This is a genomic window from Micromonospora humi (genome assembly GCF_900090105.1).
GTDB lineage: Bacteria > Actinomycetota > Actinomycetes > Mycobacteriales > Micromonosporaceae > Micromonospora > Micromonospora humi.
Window position 1 is genome coordinate 12,360 of record NZ_FMDM01000019.1, and the last position, 25,030, is coordinate 37,389.

23 protein-coding genes, 1 pseudogene and 1 riboswitch are annotated in these 25,030 nt (G+C 73.9%); of the genes and pseudogenes, 6 read left to right on the forward strand and 18 right to left on the reverse strand.

Annotation, left to right across the window (positions count from 1 at the left end; genetic code table 11):
- Nucleotides 1-13 precede the first annotated feature (13 nt).
- The 7 genes from pspM to GA0070213_RS27555 all read right to left on the reverse strand — a co-directional run bounded on the left by pspM (nucleotide 14) and on the right by GA0070213_RS27555 (nucleotide 6,103).
- Nucleotides 14-775 carry a phage shock envelope stress response protein PspM gene (pspM, locus tag GA0070213_RS27525; RefSeq protein ID WP_091070970.1) on the reverse strand — a complete coding sequence of 254 codons (762 nt, stop codon included), beginning with the start codon at nucleotides 773-775 and terminating at the stop codon, nucleotides 14-16.
- A gap of 16 nt (nucleotides 776-791) precedes the next feature.
- Nucleotides 792-1,646 carry a PspA/IM30 family protein gene (locus GA0070213_RS27530; protein ID WP_091070973.1) on the reverse strand — a complete coding sequence of 285 codons (855 nt, stop codon included), beginning with the start codon at nucleotides 1,644-1,646 and terminating at the stop codon, nucleotides 792-794.
- A gap of 127 nt (nucleotides 1,647-1,773) precedes the next feature.
- Nucleotides 1,774-2,223, reverse strand: a complete 450-nt coding sequence (locus GA0070213_RS27535) for a helix-turn-helix domain-containing protein (protein ID WP_091070975.1) — start codon at nucleotides 2,221-2,223, stop codon at nucleotides 1,774-1,776.
- Between the two features lie 168 nt (nucleotides 2,224-2,391).
- The gene (locus tag GA0070213_RS27540; protein ID WP_091070977.1) at nucleotides 2,392-2,937 is read right to left on the reverse strand and encodes a CinA family protein; all 546 of its coding nucleotides are present in this window, start codon (nucleotides 2,935-2,937) and stop codon (nucleotides 2,392-2,394) included.
- Nucleotides 2,938-2,987: 50 nt separating this feature from the next.
- Nucleotides 2,988-3,569 carry a CDP-diacylglycerol--glycerol-3-phosphate 3-phosphatidyltransferase gene (gene pgsA / locus GA0070213_RS27545; protein WP_175441531.1) on the reverse strand — a complete coding sequence of 194 codons (582 nt, stop codon included), beginning with the start codon at nucleotides 3,567-3,569 and terminating at the stop codon, nucleotides 2,988-2,990.
- Between the two features lie 47 nt (nucleotides 3,570-3,616).
- Nucleotides 3,617-5,116, reverse strand: a complete 1,500-nt coding sequence (rimO, locus tag GA0070213_RS27550) for a 30S ribosomal protein S12 methylthiotransferase RimO (protein WP_091070982.1) — start codon at nucleotides 5,114-5,116, stop codon at nucleotides 3,617-3,619.
- A 63-nt stretch (nucleotides 5,117-5,179) separates the two neighbouring features.
- Nucleotides 5,180-6,103 (reverse strand): ornithine cyclodeaminase family protein, encoded by a 924-nt coding sequence (locus tag GA0070213_RS27555; RefSeq protein WP_091070985.1) that lies wholly within the window; start codon nucleotides 6,101-6,103, stop codon nucleotides 5,180-5,182.
- Nucleotides 6,104-6,198: 95 nt separating this feature from the next.
- Nucleotides 6,199-6,263: riboswitch (guanidine-III (ykkC-III) riboswitch) on the forward strand.
- 55 nt (nucleotides 6,264-6,318) lie between these two features.
- Between GA0070213_RS27555 and GA0070213_RS27560 the strand changes: the two genes are divergently transcribed.
- Together GA0070213_RS27560 and GA0070213_RS27565 are read left to right on the forward strand one after the other, a co-directional pair.
- Nucleotides 6,319-6,633 carry a DMT family transporter gene (locus tag GA0070213_RS27560; RefSeq protein ID WP_091070987.1) on the forward strand — a complete coding sequence of 105 codons (315 nt, stop codon included), beginning with the start codon at nucleotides 6,319-6,321 and terminating at the stop codon, nucleotides 6,631-6,633.
- Nucleotides 6,634-6,717: 84 nt separating this feature from the next.
- The gene (locus GA0070213_RS27565) at nucleotides 6,718-6,963 is read left to right on the forward strand and encodes a hypothetical protein (RefSeq protein WP_091070989.1); all 246 of its coding nucleotides are present in this window, start codon (nucleotides 6,718-6,720) and stop codon (nucleotides 6,961-6,963) included.
- A gap of 56 nt (nucleotides 6,964-7,019) precedes the next feature.
- Here the strand turns inward: GA0070213_RS27565 and GA0070213_RS32705 are convergent, their stop codons facing one another.
- Entirely contained in the window at nucleotides 7,020-8,264 is a 1,245-nt protein-coding gene (locus tag GA0070213_RS32705) for an FtsK/SpoIIIE domain-containing protein (RefSeq protein ID WP_342670524.1), read from the reverse strand.
- Nucleotides 8,250-10,964 (reverse strand): annotated as a pseudogene (locus GA0070213_RS32360) (DNA translocase FtsK 4TM domain-containing protein); the annotation flags it as partial. The gene GA0070213_RS32705 and the pseudogene GA0070213_RS32360, both read right to left, overlap by 15 nt.
- Before the next feature lie 113 nt (nucleotides 10,965-11,077).
- On the opposite strand from GA0070213_RS32360, the gene GA0070213_RS27575 reads away from it, so the two are divergent.
- Both GA0070213_RS27575 and GA0070213_RS27580 read left to right on the forward strand, forming a co-directional pair.
- Complete coding sequence (locus GA0070213_RS27575) at nucleotides 11,078-11,557, forward strand: type III secretion system chaperone family protein (RefSeq protein WP_091070994.1); 480 nt, start codon at nucleotides 11,078-11,080, stop codon at nucleotides 11,555-11,557.
- Nucleotides 11,554-13,134 carry a type III secretion system chaperone family protein gene (locus tag GA0070213_RS27580; protein WP_091070996.1) on the forward strand — a complete coding sequence of 527 codons (1,581 nt, stop codon included), beginning with the start codon at nucleotides 11,554-11,556 and terminating at the stop codon, nucleotides 13,132-13,134. The genes GA0070213_RS27575 and GA0070213_RS27580 overlap by 4 nt, the downstream gene beginning before the upstream one ends.
- A gap of 148 nt (nucleotides 13,135-13,282) precedes the next feature.
- Here the strand turns inward: GA0070213_RS27580 and GA0070213_RS27585 are convergent, their stop codons facing one another.
- From GA0070213_RS27585 to GA0070213_RS27615, 7 genes are all read right to left on the reverse strand, one after another.
- Nucleotides 13,283-14,185, reverse strand: coding sequence for a TolB family protein (locus GA0070213_RS27585; RefSeq protein WP_091070998.1), 903 nt, complete (start codon nucleotides 14,183-14,185; stop codon nucleotides 13,283-13,285).
- Between the two features lie 204 nt (nucleotides 14,186-14,389).
- Nucleotides 14,390-15,937, reverse strand: coding sequence for a S1 family peptidase (locus tag GA0070213_RS27590; protein ID WP_091071001.1), 1,548 nt, complete (start codon nucleotides 15,935-15,937; stop codon nucleotides 14,390-14,392).
- Between the two features lie 174 nt (nucleotides 15,938-16,111).
- Nucleotides 16,112-17,800 carry a ribonuclease J gene (locus tag GA0070213_RS27595; protein WP_091071004.1) on the reverse strand — a complete coding sequence of 563 codons (1,689 nt, stop codon included), beginning with the start codon at nucleotides 17,798-17,800 and terminating at the stop codon, nucleotides 16,112-16,114.
- Nucleotides 17,801-17,851: 51 nt separating this feature from the next.
- Nucleotides 17,852-18,778 (reverse strand): 4-hydroxy-tetrahydrodipicolinate synthase, encoded by a 927-nt coding sequence (gene dapA / locus GA0070213_RS27600; protein ID WP_091071007.1) that lies wholly within the window; start codon nucleotides 18,776-18,778, stop codon nucleotides 17,852-17,854.
- Nucleotides 18,779-18,830: 52 nt separating this feature from the next.
- Nucleotides 18,831-19,568 (reverse strand): FAD-dependent thymidylate synthase, encoded by a 738-nt coding sequence (thyX, locus tag GA0070213_RS27605; protein ID WP_091071150.1) that lies wholly within the window; start codon nucleotides 19,566-19,568, stop codon nucleotides 18,831-18,833.
- A 299-nt stretch (nucleotides 19,569-19,867) separates the two neighbouring features.
- Nucleotides 19,868-20,434 carry a DUF2752 domain-containing protein gene (locus GA0070213_RS27610; RefSeq protein WP_091071008.1) on the reverse strand — a complete coding sequence of 189 codons (567 nt, stop codon included), beginning with the start codon at nucleotides 20,432-20,434 and terminating at the stop codon, nucleotides 19,868-19,870.
- Nucleotides 20,424-21,653, reverse strand: a complete 1,230-nt coding sequence (locus GA0070213_RS27615) for a winged helix-turn-helix domain-containing protein (protein WP_091071010.1) — start codon at nucleotides 21,651-21,653, stop codon at nucleotides 20,424-20,426. The genes GA0070213_RS27610 and GA0070213_RS27615 overlap by 11 nt, the downstream gene beginning before the upstream one ends.
- 80 nt (nucleotides 21,654-21,733) lie before the next feature.
- Between GA0070213_RS27615 and GA0070213_RS27620 the strand changes: the two genes are divergently transcribed.
- Nucleotides 21,734-22,285, forward strand: coding sequence for a GNAT family N-acetyltransferase (locus tag GA0070213_RS27620; protein WP_091071152.1), 552 nt, complete (start codon nucleotides 21,734-21,736; stop codon nucleotides 22,283-22,285).
- Here the strand turns inward: GA0070213_RS27620 and GA0070213_RS27625 are convergent.
- Complete coding sequence (locus GA0070213_RS27625) at nucleotides 22,261-23,445, reverse strand: glycosyltransferase 87 family protein (protein ID WP_139128739.1); 1,185 nt, start codon at nucleotides 23,443-23,445, stop codon at nucleotides 22,261-22,263. The genes GA0070213_RS27620 and GA0070213_RS27625 overlap by 25 nt on opposite strands.
- Before the next feature lie 35 nt (nucleotides 23,446-23,480).
- Between GA0070213_RS27625 and GA0070213_RS27630 the strand changes: the two genes are divergently transcribed.
- Entirely contained in the window at nucleotides 23,481-24,065 is a 585-nt protein-coding gene (locus tag GA0070213_RS27630) for a GNAT family N-acetyltransferase (RefSeq protein ID WP_091071013.1), read from the forward strand.
- Nucleotides 24,066-24,144: 79 nt separating this feature from the next.
- Here the strand turns inward: GA0070213_RS27630 and GA0070213_RS27635 are convergent, their stop codons facing one another.
- Nucleotides 24,145-25,029 (reverse strand): carbohydrate ABC transporter permease, encoded by an 885-nt coding sequence (locus GA0070213_RS27635; RefSeq protein WP_091071015.1) that lies wholly within the window; start codon nucleotides 25,027-25,029, stop codon nucleotides 24,145-24,147.
- Nucleotide 25,030: the final 1 nt, after the last annotated feature.

Sequence of the window (25,030 nt, forward strand, 5' to 3'; positions counted from 1 at the left end):
CGGGCGCGGGTGGTCAGGGGGCGCGGAGCGGGGTGCGGAGTTCGGCCAGGGCGGCGGCCACGCCGTGCAGCAGGTCGGTCGCCTCGGTGAGCTGCGCGGCAGCCGGGTGCGCGGTGTTCGGGCGGGCGTCCTCGGCCACGTAGCCGGCGGCGGCGACCACCAGCCGCTCGTAGGCGGCCACGCCGTCCTCCAACTGGGCGACGAGCGTCGCGTGCACCTCGGCGAGCGGCCCCCGCGGGGCCAGCTTCACCGCGCCCTCCACGCTCGCCACCCGGGTGGCCAGCTCACGCAGGGAACGGTCGGCCTCGGCGGCCTCCCGGACCGCCGGCTCGGCCAGCCCGGTCAGCCGCCCGGCCAGGCCGGCCAGGGTGAGCGCGGCCCGGTCGAGGCGAGCCCACGGCTCGGCCGCGGCGGTGCCGCGCAGCGCGAGGCGGGACCGGACCCGGCGGACCTCGGCGAGGACGCCGGGACCGACGGGCAGCCGCTCGACGGCGGCGACCAGCCGGGCGCGGGAGCGGGCGGCGGCCACCGCCGGGTCGAGCGCCGGGGGGGCCGGCACGGCGGCGAGTGCGCGGTGGTCGGCCCAGCGCCAGACGGCGACCGCGATCGCGCTGCCCGCGGCGCCGGCCCAGGCCGCGTCCGGCAGACCCAGCCCGGCGTACGGGGTGAGCACCGCGGCGGCACCGCCGAGCCCACCGGCCAGCACGCTCCACCGCCGCGCCGAGCGCCGCAGCTTGCCGAGCCGCCGGAAGTGTCGCGCCCGCTCGTCCACCATGGGTCTCCCCCGTCCGTCAGCCGGTGGTGCTCTCCCCGGTGCCACGATCCCGGCTCATGCTGGCCCGGATCTCGTCCAGCCGGGCCGACGCCGCCGGGTCGGTCGCCTGCGGCCCCACCGCCGGGCGCTCCTGCCGGCCGCCGAGCTGGTCGCCGGCCATGCTCGACCGGATCTGATCCAGTCGGGCCGACCCGGCCGAGTCGAGCGACGCCTTCTGGATCTCCAGCATCCGGCCCTCGACGGAGTTGCCGGCCAGCTCGGCCCGGCCCATCGCGGTGGCGTAGCGGCTCTCGATCCGGTCGCGCACCTCGTTCAGCGACGGAGTGCTGGCCGGCGCGGTGAGCGACGACATCGACTCCAGCGAGCGGGCCACGCTCTCCTGCATCTTGGCCTGCTCCAGCTGGCTGAGCAGCTTGGTGCGCTCGGCGAGCTTCTGCTGGAGGATCATCGAGTTGTTCTCGACCGCCTTGCGGGCCTGCGCGGCCGCGTTGAGCGCCTGGTCGTGCAGCGTCTTCAGGTCCTCCAGCGCCTGCTCGCCGGAGACCAACTGGGTGGCGAGCATCTGCGCGGACTGCTCGTAGCGCCCGGCCTCGGTCTCGTCGCCCTTCGCCCGGGCCTGGTCGGCCAGCGTGAGCGCCTGCCGCGCGTTGCCCTGGAGCTGCTCCACCTCGGTGATCTGCCGGGACAGCTTCATCTCCAGCTGGCGCTGGTTGCCGATCACCGCAGCCGCCTGCTGGACCAGGGCCTGGTGCTGCCGCTGCGCCTCCTCGACCGCCTGCTGGATCTGCACCTTCGGATCGGCGTGCTCGTCGATCTTCGCGCCGAAGGCCGCCATCAGGTACTTCCAACCCTTGACGAACGGGTTAGCCATCTCCGCCTCGTCCCCTCAGTAGCGTCGCGCCTACATCGTCCCAGTCGGACGCCACTCCGGCACCCGTACGTCCCTGATCAACATTACGACGTGAGCGCCAGTGGCGACCATGCGCGATCGGCCGGGATCAGGCGGCGCAGACCACGTCGCGCTCGGCGGGGCGAACCCGGGTGGTGCGCAGCGTCGCCTTGAGCGGCGAGTCCTGCCGGACCTGGACGGCCACCGCGCCGTCGGAGGTGACCTGCCGAACCCCCCGGTTGGTCGCCTTGCGCACGGCGGCCGCGGCCACCGGCGTCGACTCGACCGGCTCGTCGGCCACCGGCACCAGCACGCCCGGCATCTGCTCGGCCAGGGCGACCGTGTCGCTCACCTCGCGGAGCAGCTCGGACAGGCGGGCGCCGAGCGCGTCGCAGATCGCGGCCAACAGCTCGCTGGAGGGCTCCTTCTGGCCGCGTTCGATCTCGGAGAGGTAACCGAGGCTGACGTTGGCGGCGGACGAGACCTCGCGGAGGGTGCGGTGCTGCCCCTGCCGGCGCGCCCGCAGTGCGTCACCGATCACCCGGCGTAGCAGGACCATCGCACCTCCCCCTGAAATCGGGTCACCATGCCCGACCGACAGCGCCGGAGCCTTCCCGCAACCGTACCCGTTGACCGCCACGACGACATCCCACCCCGCCTGTCCAATCCCACCGGCCCGGCCGGTGCCGCGCGCCCGCGGTCGGGCGTGCCGGCGCCGGGACGGGGATCATCGCCGGCCGGCGCCCGCCGGGTCGGCCTCGGCGTCGCGGGCCACCTGGATCCGCTCGGCGAGCAGCCGCAACGCCTCGATCACCGCGGCGGTGCGGACGTGGTCGCGGCCGCCGTCGAGGTCGAGGCGGCGCACCTCGGAGCCGGCCGGGCCGGCCACCGCCACGTAGACCAGGCCCACCGGCTTGCCGTCCTGCGGTTCCGGACCGGCCACGCCGGTGGTCGCCAGCCCCCAGTCCGCGCCGCAGCGCTGCCGCCCGCCCTCGGCCAGCGCGAGGGCCACGTCCGGGTCCACCGGCCCGCGCGACGCCAGCAGGTCCTCGGGTACGCCGGCAAGCGTCGCCTTCAGCTCGGTGGCGTAGACCACCAGCCCGCCCCGGTAGATCGAACTGACTCCGGCGATCTCCACGATCGCGGCGGCGAGCAGGCCGCCGGTCAGGGACTCGACCGTGGCCAGCGTCTCGCCGCAGTCGTGCAGGCGGTGCACGACGGACGCCGCCGGACTGCCGGCGGGTCGCTGGTGTCTCGCGTCGGTGTCCTCCATGACCGCCCCTTCTTCCCGCGTCGCGCCGGCTTACTCGCCGGCTGCCCGGATCAACGCGCGGGACGACGCAGCCGCAGCGCCTGGGCCACGTAGTCGAAGCCGGTGGCGACGGTGACCAGCACCGCCGCGCCCATGATCCAGGGGCCGACCGGGGCCAGCGCAGCCGGCATCGGCCAGAGGTACCAGGTGATCGCCAGGATCTGGAGCGCTGTCTTGATCTTGCCGCCGCGGCTGGCCGCGATCACCCCGTGCCGGATCACCCAGAAGCGCATCGCGGTGATGCCCAGCTCCCGGACCAGGATCACCACGGTCACCCACCAGGGCAGCCGGTCGTACCAGGAGAGCAGCACCAGCGCGGCGCCGGTGAGCGCCTTGTCGGCGATCGGGTCGGCGACCTTGCCCAGCGAGGTGACCAGCGCGAACCGGCGGGCGATCCACCCGTCGACCAGATCCGTCGCGGACGCCACCACGAAGATCAGGCAGGCCGCCATCCGCCAGCCGGCATGGCTCATCCCGGACGCCACCACGGTCACCGCGAACACCGGCACCAGCACCAGCCGCGCCGCGGTCAGCAGGTTCGCGGCGTTGAGCAGCGGCACGGGGGCCGCCACCGTCGACTCCGCCCCGGTCATGTCCGGCATCGCCCCACGTGGCTTCCCCGCTCCGTCCGGGCCCGCCGTCACCGTGCCGCGCCGGGCGCCGCCGAGATCATCTCATCCGGCACGGCCACCAGGTCGACGCCCTCGGTCGCGGTCACCCGGGCCCGGACCAGGTCGCCCGGGCGCAGCGCGGCCAGGTCGACCCCGCCGCCGTCCGGCGCGACGAGCGTGGTCGAGCCGTCGACCTCGGGCGCCTGGTGGGCGGCCCGACCCTCGACCACCCCGTCGGCGACGGAGTCCACCAGCACCTCCACGGTCGAGCCGAGCCGCTCCTCGGCCCGCTGCGAGCACAGCTCGTCGGCGAGCGCGCTGAGCCGGTCGTAGCGCCGCTTGACCGTGCCGGCGGAGACCTTGCCGGGCAGCCCGGCGGCCTCGGTGCCGTCCTCGTCGCTGTAGTCGAACATGCCGATCGCGTCGAGCCGCGCCTCGGTCAGGAACCGGACCAGCTCGGCGACGTCCTGCTTCGTCTCGCCGGGGAAGCCGACGATGAAGTTGCTCCGGGCGCCCGCCTCCGGCGCCAGCGCGCGGGCCGAGGCCAGCAGCTCCAGGAACCGGTCGGTGGAGCCGAACCGGCGCATCCGGCGCAGCACCGGCTCGCTGGAGTGCTGGAACGACAGGTCGTAGTAGGCGGCCACGCCGGGCGTGGTGGCGATCACCTCGACCAGGCCGGGCCGGGTCTCGGCGGGCTGGAGGTAGCTGGCCCGTACCCGCACGATCCCGTCGATCGCGGCGAGCTGCGGCAGCAGCTTCTCCAGCGCGCGCGGATCGCCCAGGTCCTTGCCGTAGGAGGTGGAGTTCTCGCTGACCAGCACCAGCTCGCGGACGCCGGTCTTGGCCAGCCACTCGGCCTCGGCGAGCAGCTCGTCCGGGGTACGCGAGACGAACGCGCCGCGGAACGCCGGGATGGCGCAGAACGCGCACCGCCGGTCGCAGCCGCTGGCCAGCTTCAGCGAGGCCACCGGGCCGGTGTCGAGCCGGTGCCGCAGCACCTGCCGCAGGTGCGCCGGGGTGTGCGCGTCGGTCTCCGGCGCGACCCGGGTCGGGGTGCCGTGGCCGGGCAGCGACACCGCCGCCTCGCGCCGCTTCACCGGGGTCAGCGGGAGCAGCTCACGCCGGTCGCGCGGGGTGTGCGCGTCGATCGCCTCGCCGGCCACCACCGCGTCCAGCCGGGCCGCGATGTCCGGGTAGTCGTCGAAGCTCAGGACCGCCTGCGCCTCGGGAAGGCTGTCGGCCAACTCCCGCCCGTACCGCTCGGCCATGCAGCCGGCGGCGACCACCTTGGCGCCGGTGTCGGCGGCGGCCAGCAGCGTCTGGATCGAGTCCTGCTTGGCCTTCTCGACGAAGCCGCAGGTGTTCACCACCACCACGTCGGCGCCCTCGCCGTCGGTGGTCACCTGCCAGCCGTCGGCGTGCAGCCGGGCGGCCAACTCCTCCGAGTCGACCTCGTTGCGGGCGCAGCCCAGGGTCAGCAGGGCGACCCGGCGCCCGTCGGATGCGGAGGAGGAGGTATCAGACACCATCCGAGGGTACAGGTGCAAGGAAGGGCCCCTTCTTAACGCCTGCGGTAGAGAAGGGCTCCCCTCTCACCGCGCCGGAGCCGCCACGCGGGACAGGCGGTCCAGCAGGAAGACCTCGGTGCCGGCCAGACCGGTCGAGCAGAACACCGAGATCTGGTCCGCGCCGGTCCGGCCGGGGACCGCCCCGGCCAGCACCGCGCCCAGGTCACGCAGCCGCCCGGCGTACGGCTCGACGGCGGCGAGCATCGGCGGCGCGTACGCGGCGGCCTGCCCCGGCGAGTCGGTGACCAACACGTCGGCGGCGTCGAGCAGGTCGGCGCCGAACTCGTGCCTGTCGACCTGCTTGAAGCCGACGGTGTTGACGTGCGTGCCCGGGGCCAGCTCGGCGGCGGCCAGCACCGGGGCGGTGCTGGTGGTGGCGAGCACGACGAGATCCCGGTCACGCACCGCGGCGGCGGCGGACCCGACGGCGCGGGCCGGCACGCCCAGCTCGGCCCGGACCCGGGCGGCGAACGCCTCCCGCCGGGCGGCCGAACGGCTGTGCACGGTCACCTCGCGCAGCGGCCGGACCGCCGCCGCGGCCCAGACCTGGGTCCACGCCTGGCGGCCGGAACCCACCACGCCGAGCGTGGCGGCGTCCGACCGGGCCAGCGCGTCCACGGCCACGCCGCCCAGTCCCCCGGTACGCCGCGAGCCCAACTCCTCGCCGACGGCGATGGCGCGAACCGCGCCGGTGGTGGCGTCGTGCAGCACGACCAGTTGCCCGCTCTCCGGGTGCCCGAACGTGTCGTACGAGCGGAAGCCGTACCACTCGCCGGTGAGGTGGCCGGCGGTGAGCACCATCCGCCCGCCACCGAGCGGGGCGGACGCCCGGGGCGGGGCGATCAGCCGCCCGTCGTGCGCGGCGAGCAGCGCGTCCCGCATGGCGGCGACGGTGAGCGGGGCGTCCACGGCCGCCGCGACGTCCTCGTCGGAGAAGAGCACGGTCATGGGCCCATCGTGCAACCTGAAGTTCGCGTCAACTCCAGCCATGGTGGGCTTTCTCACCCCGCCCCCGGTCCCGCCCGGCCGGTGCTAGCGTCGGCCACGACGGTCCTCGGGCCGTCCCGGACGAGTGGTGGGCGTACCCGGTCAGGCACGACGCCCCGCGGAAACGACCACCGCCCGGTGCGACGGACCGGGCCCGCCCGTCAGAGGTGACACTCATGGCCTGGATCGTGCTGGTGCTCTCCGGACTGCTGGAGACCGCGTGGGCGATCGCCCTGGACCGCAGCGCCGGCTTCACCCGCCCCCTCCCCTCCGCCGTCTTCGCGGTCACCCTGGTCGGCAGCATGGCCGGCCTGGCGTACGCGCTGCGCGACATCCCGGTCGGCACCGGCTACGCGGTCTGGGTCGGGATCGGCGCGGTGGGCACCGCGCTCGTCGGCATGCTCGCCCTGGGCGAGCCGGCGAACCTGCCCCGGATCGCCAGCCTGCTGCTGGTGGTCGCCGGCGTGGTCGGGCTGAAACTCTTCCACTGATCGATGCGCGATCCGGTTTGGACGGCCGCGCGGTCGGGGTAGGTGATCCGCAGCTCACCGAGAGATCACCCCACGGAGGAACCCATGGCCGACGTCCACGCCACCGCCCGTCCGCGCAGCAGCGCCGCCCGGATCTGCACCATCATCGCGTTCGTCTTCGCGGCCATCGCGATCTTCATCCTGCCGCCGCTGTTCGGCCTGGTCGGCCTCGTGCTGGGCATCGTCGGCGCGGTGCTCGGCGACAAGCCGCTCGGCTGGTACGCCGCCGCCGCCAGCGTGGCCGGCGCCGTGCTCGGCATGATCATCGGCTACGCGATCCTCAACTCCTGAGGCCACCCGTCACACGGGCCCGCCGGTCGTCCGGCGGGCCCGTGTCGCGTCCGGGGTCAGTCCTCGCCGCCACGCAGGCCGGCCAGGACCTCCTCCAACTCGTCCGGCTTGACCAGCACGTCCCGGGCCTTGGAGCCCTCGGACGGGCCGACCACGCCCCGGGTCTCCATCAGGTCCATCAGCCGGCCCGCCTTGGCGAAGCCGACCCGCAGCTTGCGCTGGAGCATCGAGGTCGAGCCGAACTGCGAGGTCACCACCAGCTCGACCGCCTGCACCAGCAGGTCCAGGTCGTCGCCGATGTCCTCGTCGATCTTCTTCTTGCTGTCCTGCGCCGGGGCGAGCACGTCCGGCCGGAACTCCGGCTCGCGCTGGTCCTTGCAGAACTTCACCACGTCGGCGATCTCGCGCTCGGTCACCCAGGCGCCCTGGATCCGCACCGGCTTCGACGCGCCCATCGGCAGGAACAGACCGTCACCGCGGCCGAGCAGCTTCTCCGCGCCCGGCTGGTCGAGGATGACCCGGGAGTCGGCGAGCGACGAGGTGGCGAACGCCAGCCGGGACGGCACGTTCGCCTTGATCAGGCCGGTGACCACGTCCACCGACGGGCGCTGGGTGGCCAGCACCAGGTGGATGCCGGCGGCGCGGGCGAGCTGGGTGATCCGGACGACCGAGTCCTCCACGTCGCGCGGCGCGACCATCATCAGGTCGGCCAACTCGTCCACGATCACCAGCAGGTAGGGGTAGGGGCGCATCTCCCGCTCGCTGCCGGGCGGGGCCTTGATCTCGCCGTTGCGCACCTTGCGGTTGAAGTCGTCGATGTGCCGGACCCCGTTGGCGGCGAGGTCGTCGTAGCGCATGTCCATCTCGCGCACGACCCACTCCAGCGAGTCGGCCGCCTTCTTCGGGTTGGTCACGATCGGCGTGACCAGGTGCGGAACTCCCTCATAACTGGTCAGTTCCACCCGCTTCGGATCCACCAGAAGAAGTCGCACTTCATCGGGAGTCGCTCGGGTGAGGATCGACACCAGGAGTGAGTTGAGCAAGCTGGAATTGTGAGTCGGGATCAGAGTCCTACCGGCCAGGAACAGATGACTGGGGCTGTCCACCTCGATGCAGCGCACCGCCACGGATGGCACCGGCCGTACGTCGACGATGTATCGCCTCACCGTGCTGGAACGAATCTGCGTGACCTGCCGGCTGGCCTTCCGGGTGAGCCGGAACACTTTGTCCGGCGGCGTGAAGTGGATCCGGTAACAGGTCGAGGTCGCCAGGGATCGGCCCTTTACCTGCTTGGTGGTCATGGTCGCTTGGTATCCCAGGCCCAGAATCAACTCGAGCGCGTCTTGCGCGAGCCGTTCGGATGTGAGGGCCAGCTCCACCCCACCGCGCTTTGACACCGTGCCATCCGTGTCCAGGAGCCCGGCGAGCAGAGCTCGCCTCTGGGTCTCAGACCCACGCTGATAGGCGAGGGGGATGTGCTTGTCGCCGATCTCCCGGAACATGGCCCGCATCGTGCGGTACGGCATGACAGGCGCCGAGCGCTCCGGACCGGGCGGAGCTGCATCGCAGCACAACCCTGCCTTGCGGGCAAGGTAGACCGCCGTGTTGGAGACCCCGGCCTGACGAGCAGCCTTCGGCCCGCTCATGCCCTGCTCCACCAGCCGCAGAGCCGCCAGGATGCGATGCGCGCGTTCCTGCCGGTTGGAGATGGTGTAGAGAAGCTCGCTGGCAGGTTGCTTGAGGACCTCATAGCCCTCCGACCTGATCCCGTCGAGGATCTCCTCGTCCGCGCTCGTGATGCTGGCGGCTCCGGTAGTCCCGTCCCCTAACCAGCAGCCCAGCGTGTATGGCGCGATAGGCAGCTCCGCCTCGGGGTAGACCAACGGCTGGGCAACGTCAATGGCATGGTTCGTCCACTCACCACGAGGACCGACGCGCAGGCTCTCGGCAATCTGTCGGGTCGTCACCGGTGCCGCGTCGTGGACTTGACGGCTGGTAGAACGACCGGGAGCGAGAACCTGCTGGGACAGCGACCCGTACATGCGGTGGCGAGAGTAGGTCTTCACCCAGCGAGTGAGCTGGCGGCCACCGCGCTCATACGGGCGACGGGCCAAGCGCGCTTCGGTCGGTATCGATCGCAGCGCCTGATAGAGGACGTTACGGAACTGCGCGCCGAGGTCCGAGACCACCTCGCCGCTGGACGTCGGCCGGTCCGGTTCGCCCAGTACTTCCTCAACCCGACGGGCCACTAGGTCGCGGTCGTCCTCCGCCCAGTAGCTGCCGTTCTTCCACCGATGCTTGCGCTGAGTACGGCCGGCCCGTGTCGTCGTACGCCACTGGTGCTCCGCGTCCGCCACTATGACGGTTCCGTCGGAGAACTCCACCTCGTAGCACGGCCGTCCGTGCATGACCGGCGTCGCCGCGACCACGTTGCAGGGCCGGCCCAGCTCGTCGAACACCTGGTCGCCCACGCGCAGGTCCGCCATCGTCGACCAGCCCGTGGGCGTGACGATCGGAGTGTCGAGGGCCAGGGCCTTGCCGGCCCCGGTTGCGCCCGCCACCAGGATGTGCGGCATCTTCGCCAGGTTGGCCACCACGTAGCCGCCCTCGATGTCCTTGCCGAGCGCCACCACCATCGGGTGGTGGTCGCTGGTCGCGGCCCGCGAGCGCAGCACGTCGCCGAGCGACACGTTCTCCGGGTCGGTGTTCGGGATCTCCACGCCGACCGCGCTCTTGCCCGGGATCGGGCTGAGGATCCGCACGTCCGGCGACTTCACCGCGTACGCGATGTTGCGGGACAGCTGGGTGATCCGCTCGACCTTGACGCCCGGTCCCAGCTCGACCTCGTAGCGGGTGACGGTCGGGCCGCGGGTGAACCCGGTGACCGCGGCGTCCACGTCGAACTGCTCGAAGACACCGGTCAGCGCCGCGATCACCTCGTCGTTGGCCTTGCTCCGGGTCTTCGCCGCGGCCCCGGCGCCCAGCAGGTTGGCCGGCGGCAGCGTGTAGTCGCCGGCCAGGCCGGTGAGCGCGAGCTGCTCGGCGCGGGTGGGCAGCGGCGAGTGCTCCGGCGGCTCGGCCGGCTTGCGGTTCGCCGGCACCTTGGGCATCTTGCGCGGCAGCACGATGGTTTCCTGCATGTCGACGCCGGCCAGCTCGTCGTCCGGGTCCAGCTCCGCCGGGTCGAGCGGCGGCGGGAGCCGCTTCGCCGGCCGCCGGCGCGCCGGCTTCGGCGGCGCCTCGACCTCGTCGGTCTCGTCGACGGCCTCGGGGGCGTCCGGATCGGCGCGCAGGCCGAGCCGCTCCGGGATCCGGTTGATCGGGGTCGCGGTCACCACCAGCAGGCCGAACACCAGCAGCAGGAGCAGCAGCGGCATGGCCACCCAGGCGGTCACCGCCGACTTCAGCAGGTCGCCCACACCGGCACCGACCAGGCCGCCCGCGTAGTCGCGCTGGACCTCGTCGACCGGATTCTGCCCGATGTGCAGCATCGCGGCGGTGGCCAGCAGCATCGAACCCCAACCCACCAGGCCGCGACCGCGGTGCTCCGGGTCGACCGGGGTGCGCATCAGCCGCCACGCGCCGACCATCAACAGCACCGGCAGCACGATCGAGATCGCCCCGACGAAGAGGCGCACGGTGTCGGCCAGGTGCCGGCCCACCGGGCCGGCGCCGCCGCCCCAGATGCCCACCGCGGCGAGGATGGCCAGCCCGAACAGCAACAGGCCGGCGCCGTCGCGGCGGTGCTCCGGGTCAAGTTCCCGGGTGGACGCGGCCTGCCGGCCGGCGGCCCGGAACGCCCACCCGACCGAGTGCGCCAGCCCCATCCACAGGGCGTTGACCGCGCCGCCGACGAACGCCGCCGGACTCGGCCCGCGGGTCGGTCGCCGCCGGGCGGGCTTGCGCGCCGCCTTCTTCGCCGGTTGTCGGGCACGGTTGTTCGTGGAGCCACGTGGCGACGCGCCGCGCCGCCGGCTCGCCTGAGAGGTACGGCCCGCCATAGAGTCACGGTAACGGCGGCACCCGGCGGAACGCCGCTTTTCCGGGTCGTGTCCGCGTGTCACAGCACGGATCGGACCGTCGTTTGTGTTATTCGCCTCAGAAGGGATGCCCGATGGCGTCGCCGGAGATCGAGGACGGTCCGGACGGTCCGCTGGCCGGGCATCCGCAGGCGCTGCGGCCGCTGACCGGTGAGCTGATCGCCGCCGTGCTGACCCACCGGGGGTACGCGGTGGTCGAGGAACCCGACGGTGCCCTGGTCGGCCGCTGGGAGCGGAGCCTGGTCTGGTTCCACCGTCGCGGCGCGGCCGGCGAACAGTTCCAGGTACGCACCGTCACCGCGCCCCGGTTCGGCATCGAACGCGTGCCCGAGCTGCACGCGTTCTGCAACACCTGGAACCACGACCGGCTCTGGCCCAAGGCGTACGTGCACGTCGCCGACGACGGTGTCGCCCAGGTCTGCGGCGAGGTCACCACCGACCTGGAACGCGGGGTGACCCCGCACCAGCTCGACCGGCTGGTCGACTGTGGCGTCACCACCGGCTGCCAGCTCGCCGACGCCGTCGCCGACCTGCCCGGCGGGTCGGTCCGATGACGACGGCCCGCGACCGGGGGCTGGCCGCCGCGCTCGCCGACGCCCGGGACCGCCCCGACGGCGAGGAACGCTGCGCCGAGCTGGAGCGGATCGCCGCCCGCGCCGACGCCACCGGCGACCCACGTACCGCCCTCTCCGCGCGGTTCGCGCTGGTCGAGGCGTACCTGCACCTGGGTGAGCGGTGGCGGACCGTGGAGCCGGTCCGCCACCTGCGGGCCACGCTGGCCCGGCACCCCGGGCTGCTCGACGCCCGGCCCGACGAGCTGACCCGGCTGCGCCGGCACCAGCGGCAGGCGGTCGAGGCGCTCTTCGGCACCCCCCGGGTGGGGCTGGATCAGGCCCGGTCCCTGCTCGACACGCTCGCCGAGGAGCTGGGCCCGGACGCCGCGCCGGTCGCCGAGCTGCGCTGCCGGCTCGCCGACCACCTCGGTGACGAGCCGGCCGCCCGGCGCGCGTACGCCGACTGGACGGCCGGCGACCAGGCGGACCCGGTGGGCGGCTGCCCGGGCTGCGCCCCGGCACGGCGGGCCGACCTGCTGGCCGGCTGGGGCGAGCCGGAGGCGGCCCTGGCGGCGCTGGCGTCGACCGACCCGGCGGGTTGCACCGACCAACCCGAACGGTCCCTCGCCGCGGGCCTTCTCCCGTGGCTGCGCACCGGGGCGGTGACCCAGGCGGCACGGGCCCACGTGTGCGCGTACCGCCGGCATCGGCGGGAGCGCACCGCGTTCCCGCTGCTCGCCGCGCACCTGCGGTTCTGCGCGCTGGGCGGCTACCTGCACCGCGGGCTGGAGCTGCTGACCGAGCAGCTGCCCCGACTGGACCACCCGGCCGACGACCTGTCCGCGATGGAGTTCGCCGCGGCGGGCGCGCTGCTCTGCGGGCTGGCCGCGGAGGCCGGTCTCGGCGGGCGGCGGATCCACCGCACCGGGCACGGTTCCCGGCCGGCGGCCGAGGTGGACGTGGCCACGCTCGGCGCGCAGCTCCAGGCGCTGGCCACCGCGCTGGCCGGCAGCTTCGACGCCCGCAACGGCACCGGTCACCAGTCCGGGCGGATCGCCTCCTGGCTGGCCGAGCGGCCGCTCGCCGGGCCGGTGTCGCTGGCCGCCGAGAGCGAGTTCGACGACGAGCCGGCGGTCGGCCCGGCCGACCCCGGCCCGCCCGACCCGGAGGAGCCGGCCCCGCTCGACGGGGCGCTGCTCGCCGCCGTGCTGGACGGCCGGGGCGAGGCGTACACGGTGGAGCCGGACGGCACGCTGGTCGGGCGGTGGGGCGAGGCGACGATCCAGTTCCGGCGGCTCGGCCGGCACGGCGACGTGCTGCACACCCGGGTGGTGGCGACCCGCCGACTGCCGGCCGCCCGCCGCGCCGAGGCGTACGCGTTCTGCAACGTCTGGAACCACGACCGGCTGCTACCCGCCGCCTACGTGCACGAGCCCGACGACCAGACGCTGGTGCTGGCCGCCGGCATCACCACCGACCTGTCCTGCGGCGTCGCCCCGGCTCAGCTCGCCGTGCTGGTGGCCGCCGCGATCCGCACCGGAACGGCCTACGCCGACGCGGTCGCCGCGCTGCCCTGACCGGGAGCCGTCGGTCGGCGGAAGGATCCGCCCACGACCGGTCACGTCCCCTGGCGCGCGTGCGGGTTGCGGTCGGAGGTCGGCCGGGTGCGAGAGCGGCGGCAACCTGCGGTCGCGGATCCGTCGCCCGCGCCGGGAACGGCGCGAGCTATCCGTGCCCGCGCAGCCAGTCGGTCAACTCCGCGTCCAGGTCCGCCACCGCGCGCAGTCTCGCCCCGTCCACCCGCGCGGTGAAGACGCGCCGGGTGCCCGGCAGGTCCGGGTCGGACGACGCCTCGGTGGCGGTGAAGGCGACCTTCCGCCCGTTCGGGGCGAACACCGGCGCGAAGACGCCGCTCAGCGCATTGGGCCAGATGCCGGCGTGCGTCGACGGCCCCCCGGCTGCCGGGACGGTGAGGAACTCCGACTGGCCGGCGTAGACGATCGTCCGGCCGTCGGGCGACCAGTCCGGCGGGGAGAACTGGGCGAGCCCGTCGGTGGTCACCGCGCGGGACTCCCGCGTCTCCAGGTCGATCACGGCCACGTCGCCGTCCTTGACGTACGCGATGGAGCGCCCGTCGGGCGAGAACGTGCCCGGCCCGCCGACCTGGACCAACTGGTCGTTGCCGGTGCCGTCGACGTTGACGATGTTGAGCCCGCGCTCGCCGGGCGTGCCCCAGTAGTAGGTGATCCACCGACCGTCGGGTGACCAGTCGGGCCAGGACACCCCGCCCTGCGCGTTGGTGTTGTGCACCAGGACCCGCTCCCGCGTGCCGTCGCGCGCGGTGACCAGTAGGTCGTTCGCGCCGAAGCACCCCTCGACGTCCGGGTGACAGGGGTCGACGTCCCGGACGTAGGCGAGGCGGCCGGAACGGCTGACCGTGGCGTCCTGACCGGCGCCGACCACCCCGAGCGCCTGGCCGGTGACCGGATCCAGGCGCTGCGTCGTGTCGTAGCCGGACGCCAGCAGGCCCCCGCTCGCCTCGGCGGCGCCCGCCGGGGCGCCCCCGAGCAGCACCTGCCCCAGGACCACCATCGCACCGACCGTCGCCGCCATCGCGCGCTTCGCCATGCCCACCCCCGTTGATGTCCACACAGGAGACTAGAGGCCGGCCGCCCGCCGCGCTGCCCCGCCACGGCGCCGCCGACGCGGCGCGACCCCCGACCACCGGGCGGTGGGAGTGCCCGAAGGACCTGCGCCGCCGACGCGGCGCGGCCCCCGACCACCGGGCGGTGGGAGTCGGGGGCCGCGGTCCGTGGGGCCGCCGGGCGGCGGTCAGCGGGCGGAGAACGCCAGCGTGTACTCGCCGGAGCCGGCCAGGCCGACGACCCGGTAGCGGTAGGCGCCGGCCGGGGTGTCGGCGGTCAGCTTCGCCATGCCGTCGGCGTTGTCGGCGCGGGCCACGGTGCGGAACGTGCCGCCGGTGAAGCGCTGCAGCTCCAGCACCACCCGGGCGCCCTCCGGCGCGGCGACGCAGGCCTCCTGCCCGCCGCCGGCCGCCCGGAAGAACCGGCCGTCCGGCTGCACCTGGACGCGGCCGGCGGCGATCCGGCCGGTCCGGCTCACCTGGCCGGCGCACTCGGTGTCGGCGGCCGGCGGGGCGGGCGGCGTGCTGGCCGGCGGGGCGGTCTCGCCACCACCGGCCGGCGGCTCCGCGGGCGCCTGCTGGCCGCCGGCGGTGACCAGCGTCAGGTTGTTGCGCTGGAGGATCTCGTTGACCGGCTGGAAGAACGTGACGCCGCCCCGGGTGCAGTCGCCGGAGCCGCCGGAGGTGACGCCCTGCGCCTGGTCGCCGGAGAGCCACGCGCCACCCGAGTCGCCCGGCTCGGCGCAGACGTCGGTGCGGGTCAGCCCGGTGACCGTGCCCTCCGGGTAGTTGACCGTGGCGTTCTTGGCCTGCACCACGCCGCAGCGGGTGCCGGTGGTGGAGCCGGAGCGGCAGATCGAGGCGCCGACCGGGGCCTCGGTGGAGCCGTTGACCGGCACCGTGCCGCCGTTGAAGTCGTTCACCACGCCCTGCGGCGTCCAGTCGCCGTTGACCTGGACCACGCCCCAGTCGTCACCGGGGAACGAGGAGGCCGAGAACGTGCCCTGGGCGACCCGGTTCGACCCGGCGGTGCGGTCCCCCGGCCGGCCGCAGTGCCCGGCGGTGACGAAGCCGCCGACGACCGAGAAGCCGACCGAGCAGCGGCCGGCGTTGTTGATGAAGTAGGCGTCGCCGCCCCGCACGTCGAACAGCGGGCGGGGGGCCTCGTCGGCGGTGCGTACCCGGACCGGTCCGGCGCCCGTACCGCCGGCGGCGGCGAACCGGCGGCCGGCGGCCTCCGCGCCGGGCCGGGCGACCACCACCACGGAGTTGCTGGCCACGTCGACGTACCAGCCGGCGATGTCCGGGCTGGCGTCGGCGCCGGCGGCGTCCAGCCGGCTCTTCACCGCGTCCAGTTCGGCCACCGGGCGCGCGACCCGCTTGGGCACCGCGCCGGCCGCCTCCACCCGCTTCGCCTGGGCCGGGTCGGCCACCGCCACGTTGAGCGTGGCGCCGTCGTCGCTGAGCCAGCTGCCGCCGTAGTCGGCACCGAGTTCGGTGCGCAGCTTGGTGACCGTGCCGGCCGCCCAGCGTTCCGTGCGCAGTCGGCGTACCGCCTGGTCGCGGGTGAGCGACAGGTCGCGGCCGAGCGCGTCCAGGACCTCCGGGGCGACGCCGTCGGCCGCCGGCGCGGCCCGCCGGGGTTCCTCACCGGCGAACGACGGCAGGGTCACCGCCGCGGTCAGTCCGGCCGCCGCCACCACGACGCCGATGGCTGTCATCCGTCTGCGGTCCATCCGCCACGCTCCTCCCGACCGGCGCGGGGGCACGCCGGTCGGGAGGGAGTACGGAGACGCGCGCCGACCGGTTGAACGGCGACAGCCGGTTTCGACGCAGCGTGTCGGGGCTTACCCGGAACGCGACGACGCCGGCCCACCGCGAACGGTGGACCGGCGCGCGGACCCGTCGGGTCAGACCTCGACGACGGTCGGGACGATCATGGGGCGACGGCGGTACGCGTCGTTGACCCAGCGGCCGACCGTCCGGCGGACGATCTGCTGGAGCTGGTGCGGGTCGGTGATGCCGTCCGCGGCGGCCCGGTTGAGCGCGTCGGTGACCAGCGGGACCACCGGGTTGAACGCGTCCGGGTCCTCCGAGAAGCCCTTGGCCGAGACGGTCGGGCCGGCGACCACCTTGCCGGTGACCGAGTCGACCACCACGGTGGTGGCGATGAAACCGCCGTCGCCGAGGATCCGCCGCTCGGTGAGCAGCGACTCGCTGACGTCGCCGACGGCCAGGCCGTCGACGTAGACGTAGCGGCTCCGCACGTGCCCCACCAGGCTGGCCCGGCCCTCCACCAGGTCGACCACGTCGCCGTCCTCGCAGAGCACCACCCGGTCCGCCGCGACGCCGGACTCGATGCCGAGCCGGGCGTGCGCGCGCAGGTGCCGCCACTCGCCGTGCACCGGCATCAGGTTGCTCGGTCGCACCACGTTGAGCAGGTAGAGCAGCTCCCCGGCCGGGGCGTGGCCGGAGACGTGCACCTTCGCCACGTCCTTGTGCACCACCACGGCGCCGGCCCGGGCCAGCCGGTTGATCACCCGATAGACCGAGGTCTCGTTGCCCGGCACCAGCGACGAGGCCAGCACCACGGTGTCGCCCGGCGCGATGGTGATGTGCCGGTGGTCGCCGCTGGCCATCCGGCCGAGCGCGCTCATCGGCTCGCCCTGCGAACCGGTGGACATCAGCACGATCTGCTCGGGCGGCAGGTTGGTGGCCTCCTCGATGTTGACCACCAGGCCGGCCGGGATGTTGAGCAGGCCCAGGTCGCGGGCGATGCCCATGTTGCGGACCATGGACCGACCGATCAGCGCCACCTTGCGGCCGTGCTCGATCGCCGAGTCGAAGACCTGCTGCACCCGGTGCACGTGCGAGGCGAACGAGGCGACGATGATCCGCCCCTTGGCCTTCGCGAAGATCGAGTCGAGCACCGGGCCGATCTCCCGCTCCGGCGTGACGAAGCCGGGGATCTCCGCGTTGGTGGAGTCGGACAGCAGCAGGTCGACGCCCTCGGCGCCGAGCCGGGCGAAGCCGGCCAGGTCGGTGATCCGGCCGTCCAGCGGGAGCTGGTCCATCTTGAAGTCGCCGGTGTGCAGCACCAGGCCGGCCGGGGTACGGATGGCCACCGCCAGCGCGTCCGGGATCGAGTGGTTCACCGCGAAGAACTCGCACTCGAACGGGCCGAGCCGTTCCCGGCCGCCCTCCCGCACGGTCAGCGTGTAGGGCTGGATCCGCCGCTCGGCCAGCTTCGCCTCGACCAGCGCCAGGGTGAACTGGGAACCGACCAGCGGGATGTCCGGCTTGTGGGCGAGCAGGTACGGCACCGCGCCGATGTGGTCCTCGTGGCCATGGGTGAGCACGATCGCCTGCACGTCGGCCAGTCGGTCCAGGATCGGACCGAAGTCGGGCAGGATCAGATCCACACCCGGCTGCTCGACGTCGGGGAAGAGCACCCCGCAGTCGACGACGAGCAGCTTGCCGTCGTACTCGAAGACGGTCATGTTCCGGCCGATGGCGCCGAGTCCGCCGAGCGGCATGATCCGCAGACCGCCCTCCGGCAGCGGCGGGGGCAGCTCACCCTCGATGTGCGCCTCGGTCACGCGTCACCTCATTCTGCGACGCCGCCGCGCGGCGTCCGTCGTGTCGTCGGGTCATTCGGGCAGGGGCAGGCCCGCCGCGGCGCAGTCCGCGCGCAGCTGGGCCAGTTCGTCGCCGGTGGCGTCCACCAGCGGCGGTCGCACCGGGCCGGCCGGCAGGCCCTGGGCGGCGAGCCCGGCCTTGACCAGGATCGTGCCCTGGGTGCGGAAGATTCCGGTGTAGAGCGGCAGCAGCCGACGGTGCAGGGCGAGCGCGCCGGCGAGGTCGCCCGCCGCGAACGCCTCGATCATCTGCTTCGTCGCCGCGCCGGTGAAGTGGGTGGACGTGCCGACCACGCCGACCGCGCCGATCGACAGGAACGGCAGGGTCAGCGCGTCCTCGCCGCTGTAGAACGCGAGGTCGCTGCGGGCCAGCACCTCCGAGGTGGCGATCAGGTCGCCCTTGGCGTCCTTCACCGCCACGATCCGCCCGTGCTCGGCGAGCTTCACCAGCGTCTCGGTGGCGATCGCCACGCCGGAGCGGTGCGGGATGTCGTAGAGCATGACCGGCAGCCCGGTGGCGTCCGCGACGGTGGTGAAGTGACGCAGCAGCCCGGCCTGCGGCGGCTTGTTGTAGTAGGGCGTGACCACCAGCAGACCGTGCGCGCCGGCCTTCTCGGCCTGCGCGGCCAGCTCGACGGTGTGCCGGGTGTCGTTGGTGCCCACCCCGGCGACGATCCGGGCCCGGTCGCCGACCGCCTCGACCACGGCGCGGATCAGGTTCTCCTTCTCCGCGTCGGTGGTGGTCGGCGACTCGCCGGTGGTGCCGTTGAGCACCAGCGCGTCGTTGGCCTGCTCGTCGACGAGGTGGCGGGCCAGCCGGGCCGCGCCGTCGAGGTCGAGCGCGCCGTCGGGGGTGAACGGCGTCACCATGGCCGTGATCACCCGCCCGAACGGGCGCGACGGGCCACGGTCCGAGGTGGCGGAGTGGTCGTGCGTCATGCTCACAACCTAGCGGACGACCACCGGTGCCCCGGCGGCGAAGGGCGACGGTTCACTCGGCGTGCGGCGAGGCCGCCACCTCGGTGCCGTCCGGCAGCGTGGAGATCACGAAGTCGGCGAACACGTTCGGCGCCACGCCCTGGAGCTGACGCAGGCACTCCACGGCCAGCTCGCGGATCTCCACGTCGGCGTGCTCGGTGGCGCGCATCTTCACGAAGTGCCGCCAGGCCCGGTAGTTGCCGGTCACCACGATCCGCGTCTCGGTCGCGTTCGGCAGCACGGCCCGGGCCGCCTGCCGGGCCTGCTTGCGGCGCAGCGTCGGGTTGGGCTCGTCGACGAAGCGGGCCTCCAACCCCTCCAGCAGATCGGTGTACGCCCGCACCGCCGCCTCGGACGCCTCGACGAACCGCTTGTGCAGCTCCGGGTCCTCGGCGATCACCGCCGGCTCCACCATCGCCGCGTCCCGCTCCGGCACGTAGCGCTGGGAGAGCTGCGAGTAGGAGAAGTGCCGGTGCCGGATCAGCTCGTGCGTGAACGACCGGGAGACGCCGCTGAAGTAGAAGCTCACCGAGCCGTGCTCCAGCACGGAGAGGTGGCCGACGTCGAGGATGTGCGCCAGGTAACCGGCGTTGGTCGCGGTGGCCGGGTTCGGCTTCTTCCAGCTCTGGTAGCAGGCCCGACCGGCGAACTCGGCGAGCGCCTGCCCACCGTCGGCGTCGGTCGACCAGGGCACCTCGTCCGGTGCCTGGAACTGCGTCCACGCGATCAGCTTGACCTGGGGCTGCACCATCTCCGGCATGCCGAGGACTGTAGTTGCCCGTCGTCCGGCGTGGAAATCGGGCACGCGGCCGACCAACACCTGGGGCCGGCCCCGTGGCCGACGTCTCGCCGAGCCGGGAGTCCCAGGCTTCTCGGCGTGTCGGAGCCCGCAGGGCACAAGCCCAGAAAGCGATATACCTGAGAGTCATAATTATGACTGATAGGTATACCGCGCAAAAGCAGAGGGTGGTTGCACGGCCGTCACACAGTGTGGTCACCGCGCTCGGTCGCGGAGCAGCGCCGAACCCGAGCAGCGCCGACCCGCAGCGGTCAGACGTAGAGCGAGGGGAACGGCGCCCACGGCAGGTTGCGGGCCACCGAGAAGACCGCCCAGGCGGCCAGGAACACGCCGATCACCTTCGGGCTGAGCTGCAACTCGGGCAGCCGCCAGCCGAACGCCCGGTTGCCGGCCCAGGCGACGAAGAGCCAGGCCAGGAACGGCAGCGCGAAGACGAACAGGAAGTGGTGCCGGGCGGCCGCCGGCAGGTCGCCGTGCAGCACGTACCAGAGGGCGCGGGTGCCGCCGCAGCCCGGGCAGTCCAGCCCGGTGGTGAGCTTGAGCAGGCAGGTCGGCCGGGCGTCCGGGTCGCTCTGGGTGGGATCGCTGATCAGCGCGTAGGTCATGCCGAGGCCGACGCAGCCGAGCGCGGCCAGCGGCACCGCCCAGCGCGGGGCGCGGGCGTGCAGGCGCAGCACCGCCCGGGTGAACCGGTCGGGCTCGACCGGCTGGTAGGCCACCCCGGCCGGCCACGGCCCCCCGGCAGGCCCGGTCGCCTCGGCGTGCGGGTCGGGCGCGGTGGCAGGCCGGTCAACGCTCGTCACGCGCTCACCGTACACCCGCCACGCCCACCAACGCGGCGGCCAGCGGAGCGGCCAGATCGCCGGCGGCGGGCGGGGCGACCGCGTCCAGGCCGAGCCAGCCGGCGAGCCGGTAGAGCTCGGCGGCGAGCGCCATCGCGGTCTCCCCCTTCTCGACGCCCGGCTCGGCCCAGGCGGCGGGCACCAGCAGCACGCCGGCCTTCCGGTCGGCCTTCAGGTCCACCCGGGCGGTGAAGCGCTCGCCCTGCCGGAACGGCAGCACGTAGTAGCCGTGGACCCGCTGGGGCGCCGGCACGTAGATCTCGATCCGGTAGGTGAAGCCGAAGAGCCGCTCGGCGCGGGCCCGCTCCCAGACCAGCGGGTCGAACGGGCTGACCAGCGTGTTGCCGCGCACCCAGCGCGGCAGCCGGGCCTCGGCGTGCAGGTAGGCCGGCTGCCGCCAGCCCTGCACCGTGACCGGGGTCAGCTCGCCCGCCTCGACCAGCTCGGCGAGCGCCCGCCGGGCCCCGGCCACCGGCAGCCGGAAGTAGTCGCGCAGCTCCGGCTCGGCGGCGACGCCGAGCGACCGGGCGGCGATCGCGACAAGCGTGCGGTGCGCCTGCGCGTCGGTGGGGGTGGGCGCGTCCAGCGCCGCCGCCGGCAGCACTCGCTCGGGCAGGTCGTAGCGGCGGGCGAACGAGCTGGTGCGGTCGGCGGCGGTGACCTCGCCGGACCAGAACAGGAACTCCAGCGCCCGCTTGACGGTCGACCAGTTCCAGCCCCAGTTGCCGGTCTCCCGGGGCGCGTCGTGCTCGATCTCGGCCGCGGTGAGCGGACCACGGGCGGCCACCTCGTCGCGCACCCACGCCACCAGCTCGGGTTGCTCCTGGGCGATCCGGCGCATGCCGCCCCAGGCCTCGTCGCGCGCCTTGGCCATCCGCCAGCGCAACGCCGGGTGCAGCCCGACCGGGACCAGCGACGCCTCGTGCGCCCAGTATTCGAACAGCTCGCGGGGACGGCGGTAGGCGGCGGTGTCGAGCAGGGCGGTCGGGTAGGGCCCGAGCCGGCTGTAGAGCGGCAGGTAGTGCGCGCGCTGGAGCACGTTCACCGAATCCATCTGGATCAACCCGACCCGGTCGAGCACCCGGCGCAGGTGCCGGCGGGTGGGCACGCCGGTGGGCGCCGGGTCGGCGAAGCCCTGGGCGGCCAGGGCGACCCGGCGGGCCTGGGCGAGCGAGAGCGATTCCGGTGCGGCCATCGTCGGGACCCTAATCCACACCTACGACGTCGCCGGTGCGGCGGCTGGACCCCTCGCCCGTCGGGGCATACAACGGACAGGTGCTCACCATCCGCCGGGAGGAGCCGGACGACGCCGAGGCGATCGCCCGGGTGCACATCCACGGCTGGCAGGCCGGCTACGCCGGGATCATGCCGGACGAGGTGCTGCGCCGGCTCAACCCGCGCGCCTGGGCGCAGCGCCGCCGCGACCTCGGCACCGCCGACCCGGAACACCCGTTCACCACGCTGGTCGCCGAGGCCGACGGCGTGCTGGCCGGCTTCACCACGTTCGGGCCGTACCGGAACAACCAGGACCGCGGCGACCTCGACCCGGCGCACGGCGAGCTGCTGGCCATCTACCTGGAGCCGGCGCACTGGGGTTCCGGCGCCGGCTCGGCACTGCTCACGGCGGCCCGGGCCGGTCTGGCCGAGCGCGGATGGACCGAGTACCGGCTCTGGGTGCTCGCCGACAACGCCCGGGCCCGCCGCTTCTACGAACGGGCCGGGCACTCACCGGACGGGGAGGAGTCCACCTACCCGGTGCCGCTGCACGGCGGTCGCGACCCGGTCGTCCTCCGCGAGCTGCGCTACACCGCCCGTATCGACGGCTGATCCCGCCGGATCGGCAGGCCGAGCAGCAGCGCCAGGCTGATCCAGACGTACGTGTTGCTGCCCAGGAAGCCGTCCACGCCGGTGAAGTCCTTCTCCCAGGCCCAGACGATCCGGCTGCACAGCAGCGCGTACCCGATCAGCGCGGCGGCCAGCAGCACGCGGCGCCGGCGCCCCCGGGCGGGCGCCGCCGTGCCGTTGTCGACCAGCAGGATCAGGCCGGGCAGCAGCCAGACCAGGTGGTGCACCCAGGTCACCGGGCTGACCAGGCACATCACCGCGCCGGTCAGGGCCAGGCCGGCGGCCTCGTCGCCGGCGGCCACCGCGGCCCGGCACCGCCAACCCCAGACCACCAGCGTGACCAGTACGAGCAGCAGCCAGGCCAGCGTGCTCGGGTGCTCCGGGTCGAGCCGGGCGACCACCCCGCGCAGCGACTGGTTGGAGACGAACGCCAGCTCACCGACCCGGTCGGTGTTCCACAGCGCCTCGGTCCAGAACTCCCGGGAGGCGTCCGGGAAGAGGCCGGCGGCGACCAGCGTGGCGACGGCGGCCGCGCCCACCGCGGTCGCGGCGGCCCGCCAGCGGCCGGTGACCAGCAGGTAGACGACGAAGATGCCCGGGGTCAGCTTGATCGCGGTGGCCAGCCCGATGCCCACGCCGGCCCAGCGGTTGCCCGCCGGCAGCAGCCGGAGCAGGTCCACCGCCACCAGGAACAGCAGCAGCATGTTGACCTGGCCGAAGTTGACCGTCTCGCGCATCGGCTCGTACGCGGCGGCCAGGCAGAGCGCGACCGCGAGGGTGAACCACCGGGTCCAGCCGCAGCGGCGGGCCACCGGGTCCAGCAGCCACCAGACCACCACGGCGCTGACCACCACGGTCGCCGCGACGCTGACCACGATCGCGGCGTTCCACGGCAGGTACGCCATCGGCAGCATGACCAGCGCCGCGAACGGCGGGTAGGTGAAGCCGTACTGGGTGCCGGCCTTGAGGAAGTCGTAGATCTCCCCGCCGTCACGCACCCAGTAGGTCAGCGCGCCGTAGTAGACCCGCAGGTCGAAGAAGCCGTGTCGCACCGCCGCCACGGACAGGAACACGGTGACCGCCGCGGCGAGCGCCACCACGGCGACGACCTGCGCGGTCGTCCGCCCGGCACCCTGCGCCACCGTCCCCCTCCTCGCCCTGCGTAGGCTCACGTGCCATGGCTGAAGGCTACGTCCGCCCCGCGCGTCCCGAGGACGTCGCCGAGATCGCACGTATCCAGCTCGCGACCTGGCGGGTCGCGTACCGCCGGATCCTGCCCCGGCACGTGCTCGACAACCTGGACGAGGCATACCTCGCGCGGCGGTGGGGCGCGGCGGTGCAGGAGCCGCCCTCGGGCGCGCACCGGGTGCTGGTCGCCGTCGAACAGGCCGCGCAATCCTATCTGGTGGGGTTCGCCGCCTCCGGTCCGGCCGACGCCGAGGCGCTCGCACCGGGCGAGCCGGCCGACGCGCTCGCGTCGGGCGTGGTGGCGGTGACCGACCTGCTGGTCGAGCCGCGCTGGGGCCGGCGCGGGCACGGCAGCCGGCTGCTCGCCGCCGCGGTCGAGCACTGGCGCGCGGACGGCTTCGACCGCGCGGTCGCGTGGACGTTCGACGCGGACGCGGCGACCCGCGCGTTCCTCGGCTCGACCGGCTGGGAGCCGGACGGCGCGACCCGGGCGCTGGACGTGGACGACATGCTGGTCCCCCAGCTCAGGCTGCACGTGGCCGTCCCGGAGGAAAAAGTGCCCGCGCAGCGATGAGTTCGTGCCCGGCCGCCGGTCTGACCCCTGACGGGAGACACCGGCGGTCCCGGCACGGGGCGGGACCGCCGGCCGCCGTTCACCCCTTGTCCGCGCCCTCGTTGGCGCCCCGGACGAAGTAGCGCTGGAAGACCACGAAGAGCACCGCCACCGGGATGGTGGCCAGCAGCGCCGCACCGAGCTTCAGCGGATACTGGGTGCCCTTGCCGAGCGAGCCGCTGACCAGGTCGGCGAGCCCGCGGGGCAGGGTGAACAGGTCCGGGTCCTGCACCGAGACGAGGCTGTGCGGGAACTCGTTCCAGGAGCCCTGGAACGACAGGATGGTCAGCGTGATCAGAGCCGGCCGGGCCATCGGCAGCACCACCGACCAGAACGTGCGGAACACGCTGGCACCGTCGATCCGGGCCGCCTCCTCCACGCTGACCGGGACCGACTCGAAGAACTGCTTCATGATGAAGACGCCGGCCGCGTCGGCCAGCAGCGGCACGATCAGGCCGGCGTAGCTGTCGTAGAGGCCGATCTGTTTGAGCACCAGGAACTTCGGGATCAGCAGCACCACGCCGGGCACCGCCATCACCGCGATGACGGCGGCGAACAGCCCGGCCCGCCCCCGGAACCGCAGCCGGGCCAGCGCGTAACCGGCGAGCGAGTCGAGGAACACCCGGCCGAGCGTCACCAGCACGGTGACCAGCAGCGAGTTGCCGAGCCAGAGCGGAAAGGCGGTGCCCGCGAAGATCCGCTCGAAGCCGGCCAGGGTGAGCGGGTCGGGCAGCGGCGACAACGGGTTGGCCGCCGCGTCCGGCTCGGTCTTGAGCGAGTTGGCGAGCTGGATCACGAACGGGTAGAGGAAGACCAACCCGAAGAAGATCAGGACGCCGTACCCGAGGAAGCGGTTGAGCCGGGCGCGCGGCCCGCGGTCGGCGCGGCGCGCGACGGGCGCCGGCCGGTCGGTCAGCACGGCCATG

Excerpts from the sequence above, each read along its gene's own strand:
- GA0070213_RS27530 (WP_091070973.1), bottom strand. The coding sequence starts at position 1,646 with ATGGCTAACCCGTTCGTCAAGGGTTGGAAGTACCTGATGGCGGCCTTC.
- GA0070213_RS27565 (WP_091070989.1), top strand. The coding sequence starts at position 6,718 with ATGGCCGACGTCCACGCCACCGCCCGTCCGCGCAGCAGCGCCGCCCGG.
- GA0070213_RS27615 (WP_091071010.1), bottom strand. The coding sequence starts at position 21,653 with ATGGCCGCACCGGAATCGCTCTCGCTCGCCCAGGCCCGCCGGGTCGCC.
- GA0070213_RS27535 (WP_091070975.1), bottom strand. The coding sequence starts at position 2,223 with ATGGTCCTGCTACGCCGGGTGATCGGTGACGCACTGCGGGCGCGCCGG.
- rimO (WP_091070982.1), bottom strand. The coding sequence starts at position 5,116 with ATGGTGTCTGATACCTCCTCCTCCGCATCCGACGGGCGCCGGGTCGCC.
- GA0070213_RS27590 (WP_091071001.1), bottom strand. The coding sequence starts at position 15,937 with ATGGACCGCAGACGGATGACAGCCATCGGCGTCGTGGTGGCGGCGGCC.
- dapA (WP_091071007.1), bottom strand. The coding sequence starts at position 18,778 with ATGACGCACGACCACTCCGCCACCTCGGACCGTGGCCCGTCGCGCCCG.
- GA0070213_RS27635 (WP_091071015.1), bottom strand. The coding sequence starts at position 25,029 with ATGGCCGTGCTGACCGACCGGCCGGCGCCCGTCGCGCGCCGCGCCGAC.
- GA0070213_RS27585 (WP_091070998.1), bottom strand. The coding sequence starts at position 14,185 with ATGGCGAAGCGCGCGATGGCGGCGACGGTCGGTGCGATGGTGGTCCTG.
- GA0070213_RS32705 (WP_342670524.1), bottom strand. The coding sequence starts at position 8,264 with ATGACCACCAAGCAGGTAAAGGGCCGATCCCTGGCGACCTCGACCTGT.
- GA0070213_RS27555 (WP_091070985.1), bottom strand. The coding sequence starts at position 6,103 with ATGACCGTGCTCTTCTCCGACGAGGACGTCGCGGCGGCCGTGGACGCC.
- GA0070213_RS27560 (WP_091070987.1), top strand. The coding sequence starts at position 6,319 with ATGGCCTGGATCGTGCTGGTGCTCTCCGGACTGCTGGAGACCGCGTGG.
- pgsA (WP_175441531.1), bottom strand. The coding sequence starts at position 3,569 with ATGACCGGGGCGGAGTCGACGGTGGCGGCCCCCGTGCCGCTGCTCAAC.
- pspM (WP_091070970.1), bottom strand. The coding sequence starts at position 775 with ATGGTGGACGAGCGGGCGCGACACTTCCGGCGGCTCGGCAAGCTGCGG.
- GA0070213_RS27575 (WP_091070994.1), top strand. The coding sequence starts at position 11,078 with ATGGCGTCGCCGGAGATCGAGGACGGTCCGGACGGTCCGCTGGCCGGG.
- thyX (WP_091071150.1), bottom strand. The coding sequence starts at position 19,568 with ATGGTGCAGCCCCAGGTCAAGCTGATCGCGTGGACGCAGTTCCAGGCA.
- GA0070213_RS27540 (WP_091070977.1), bottom strand. The coding sequence starts at position 2,937 with ATGGAGGACACCGACGCGAGACACCAGCGACCCGCCGGCAGTCCGGCG.
- GA0070213_RS27580 (WP_091070996.1), top strand. The coding sequence starts at position 11,554 with ATGACGACGGCCCGCGACCGGGGGCTGGCCGCCGCGCTCGCCGACGCC.
- GA0070213_RS27630 (WP_091071013.1), top strand. The coding sequence starts at position 23,481 with ATGGCTGAAGGCTACGTCCGCCCCGCGCGTCCCGAGGACGTCGCCGAG.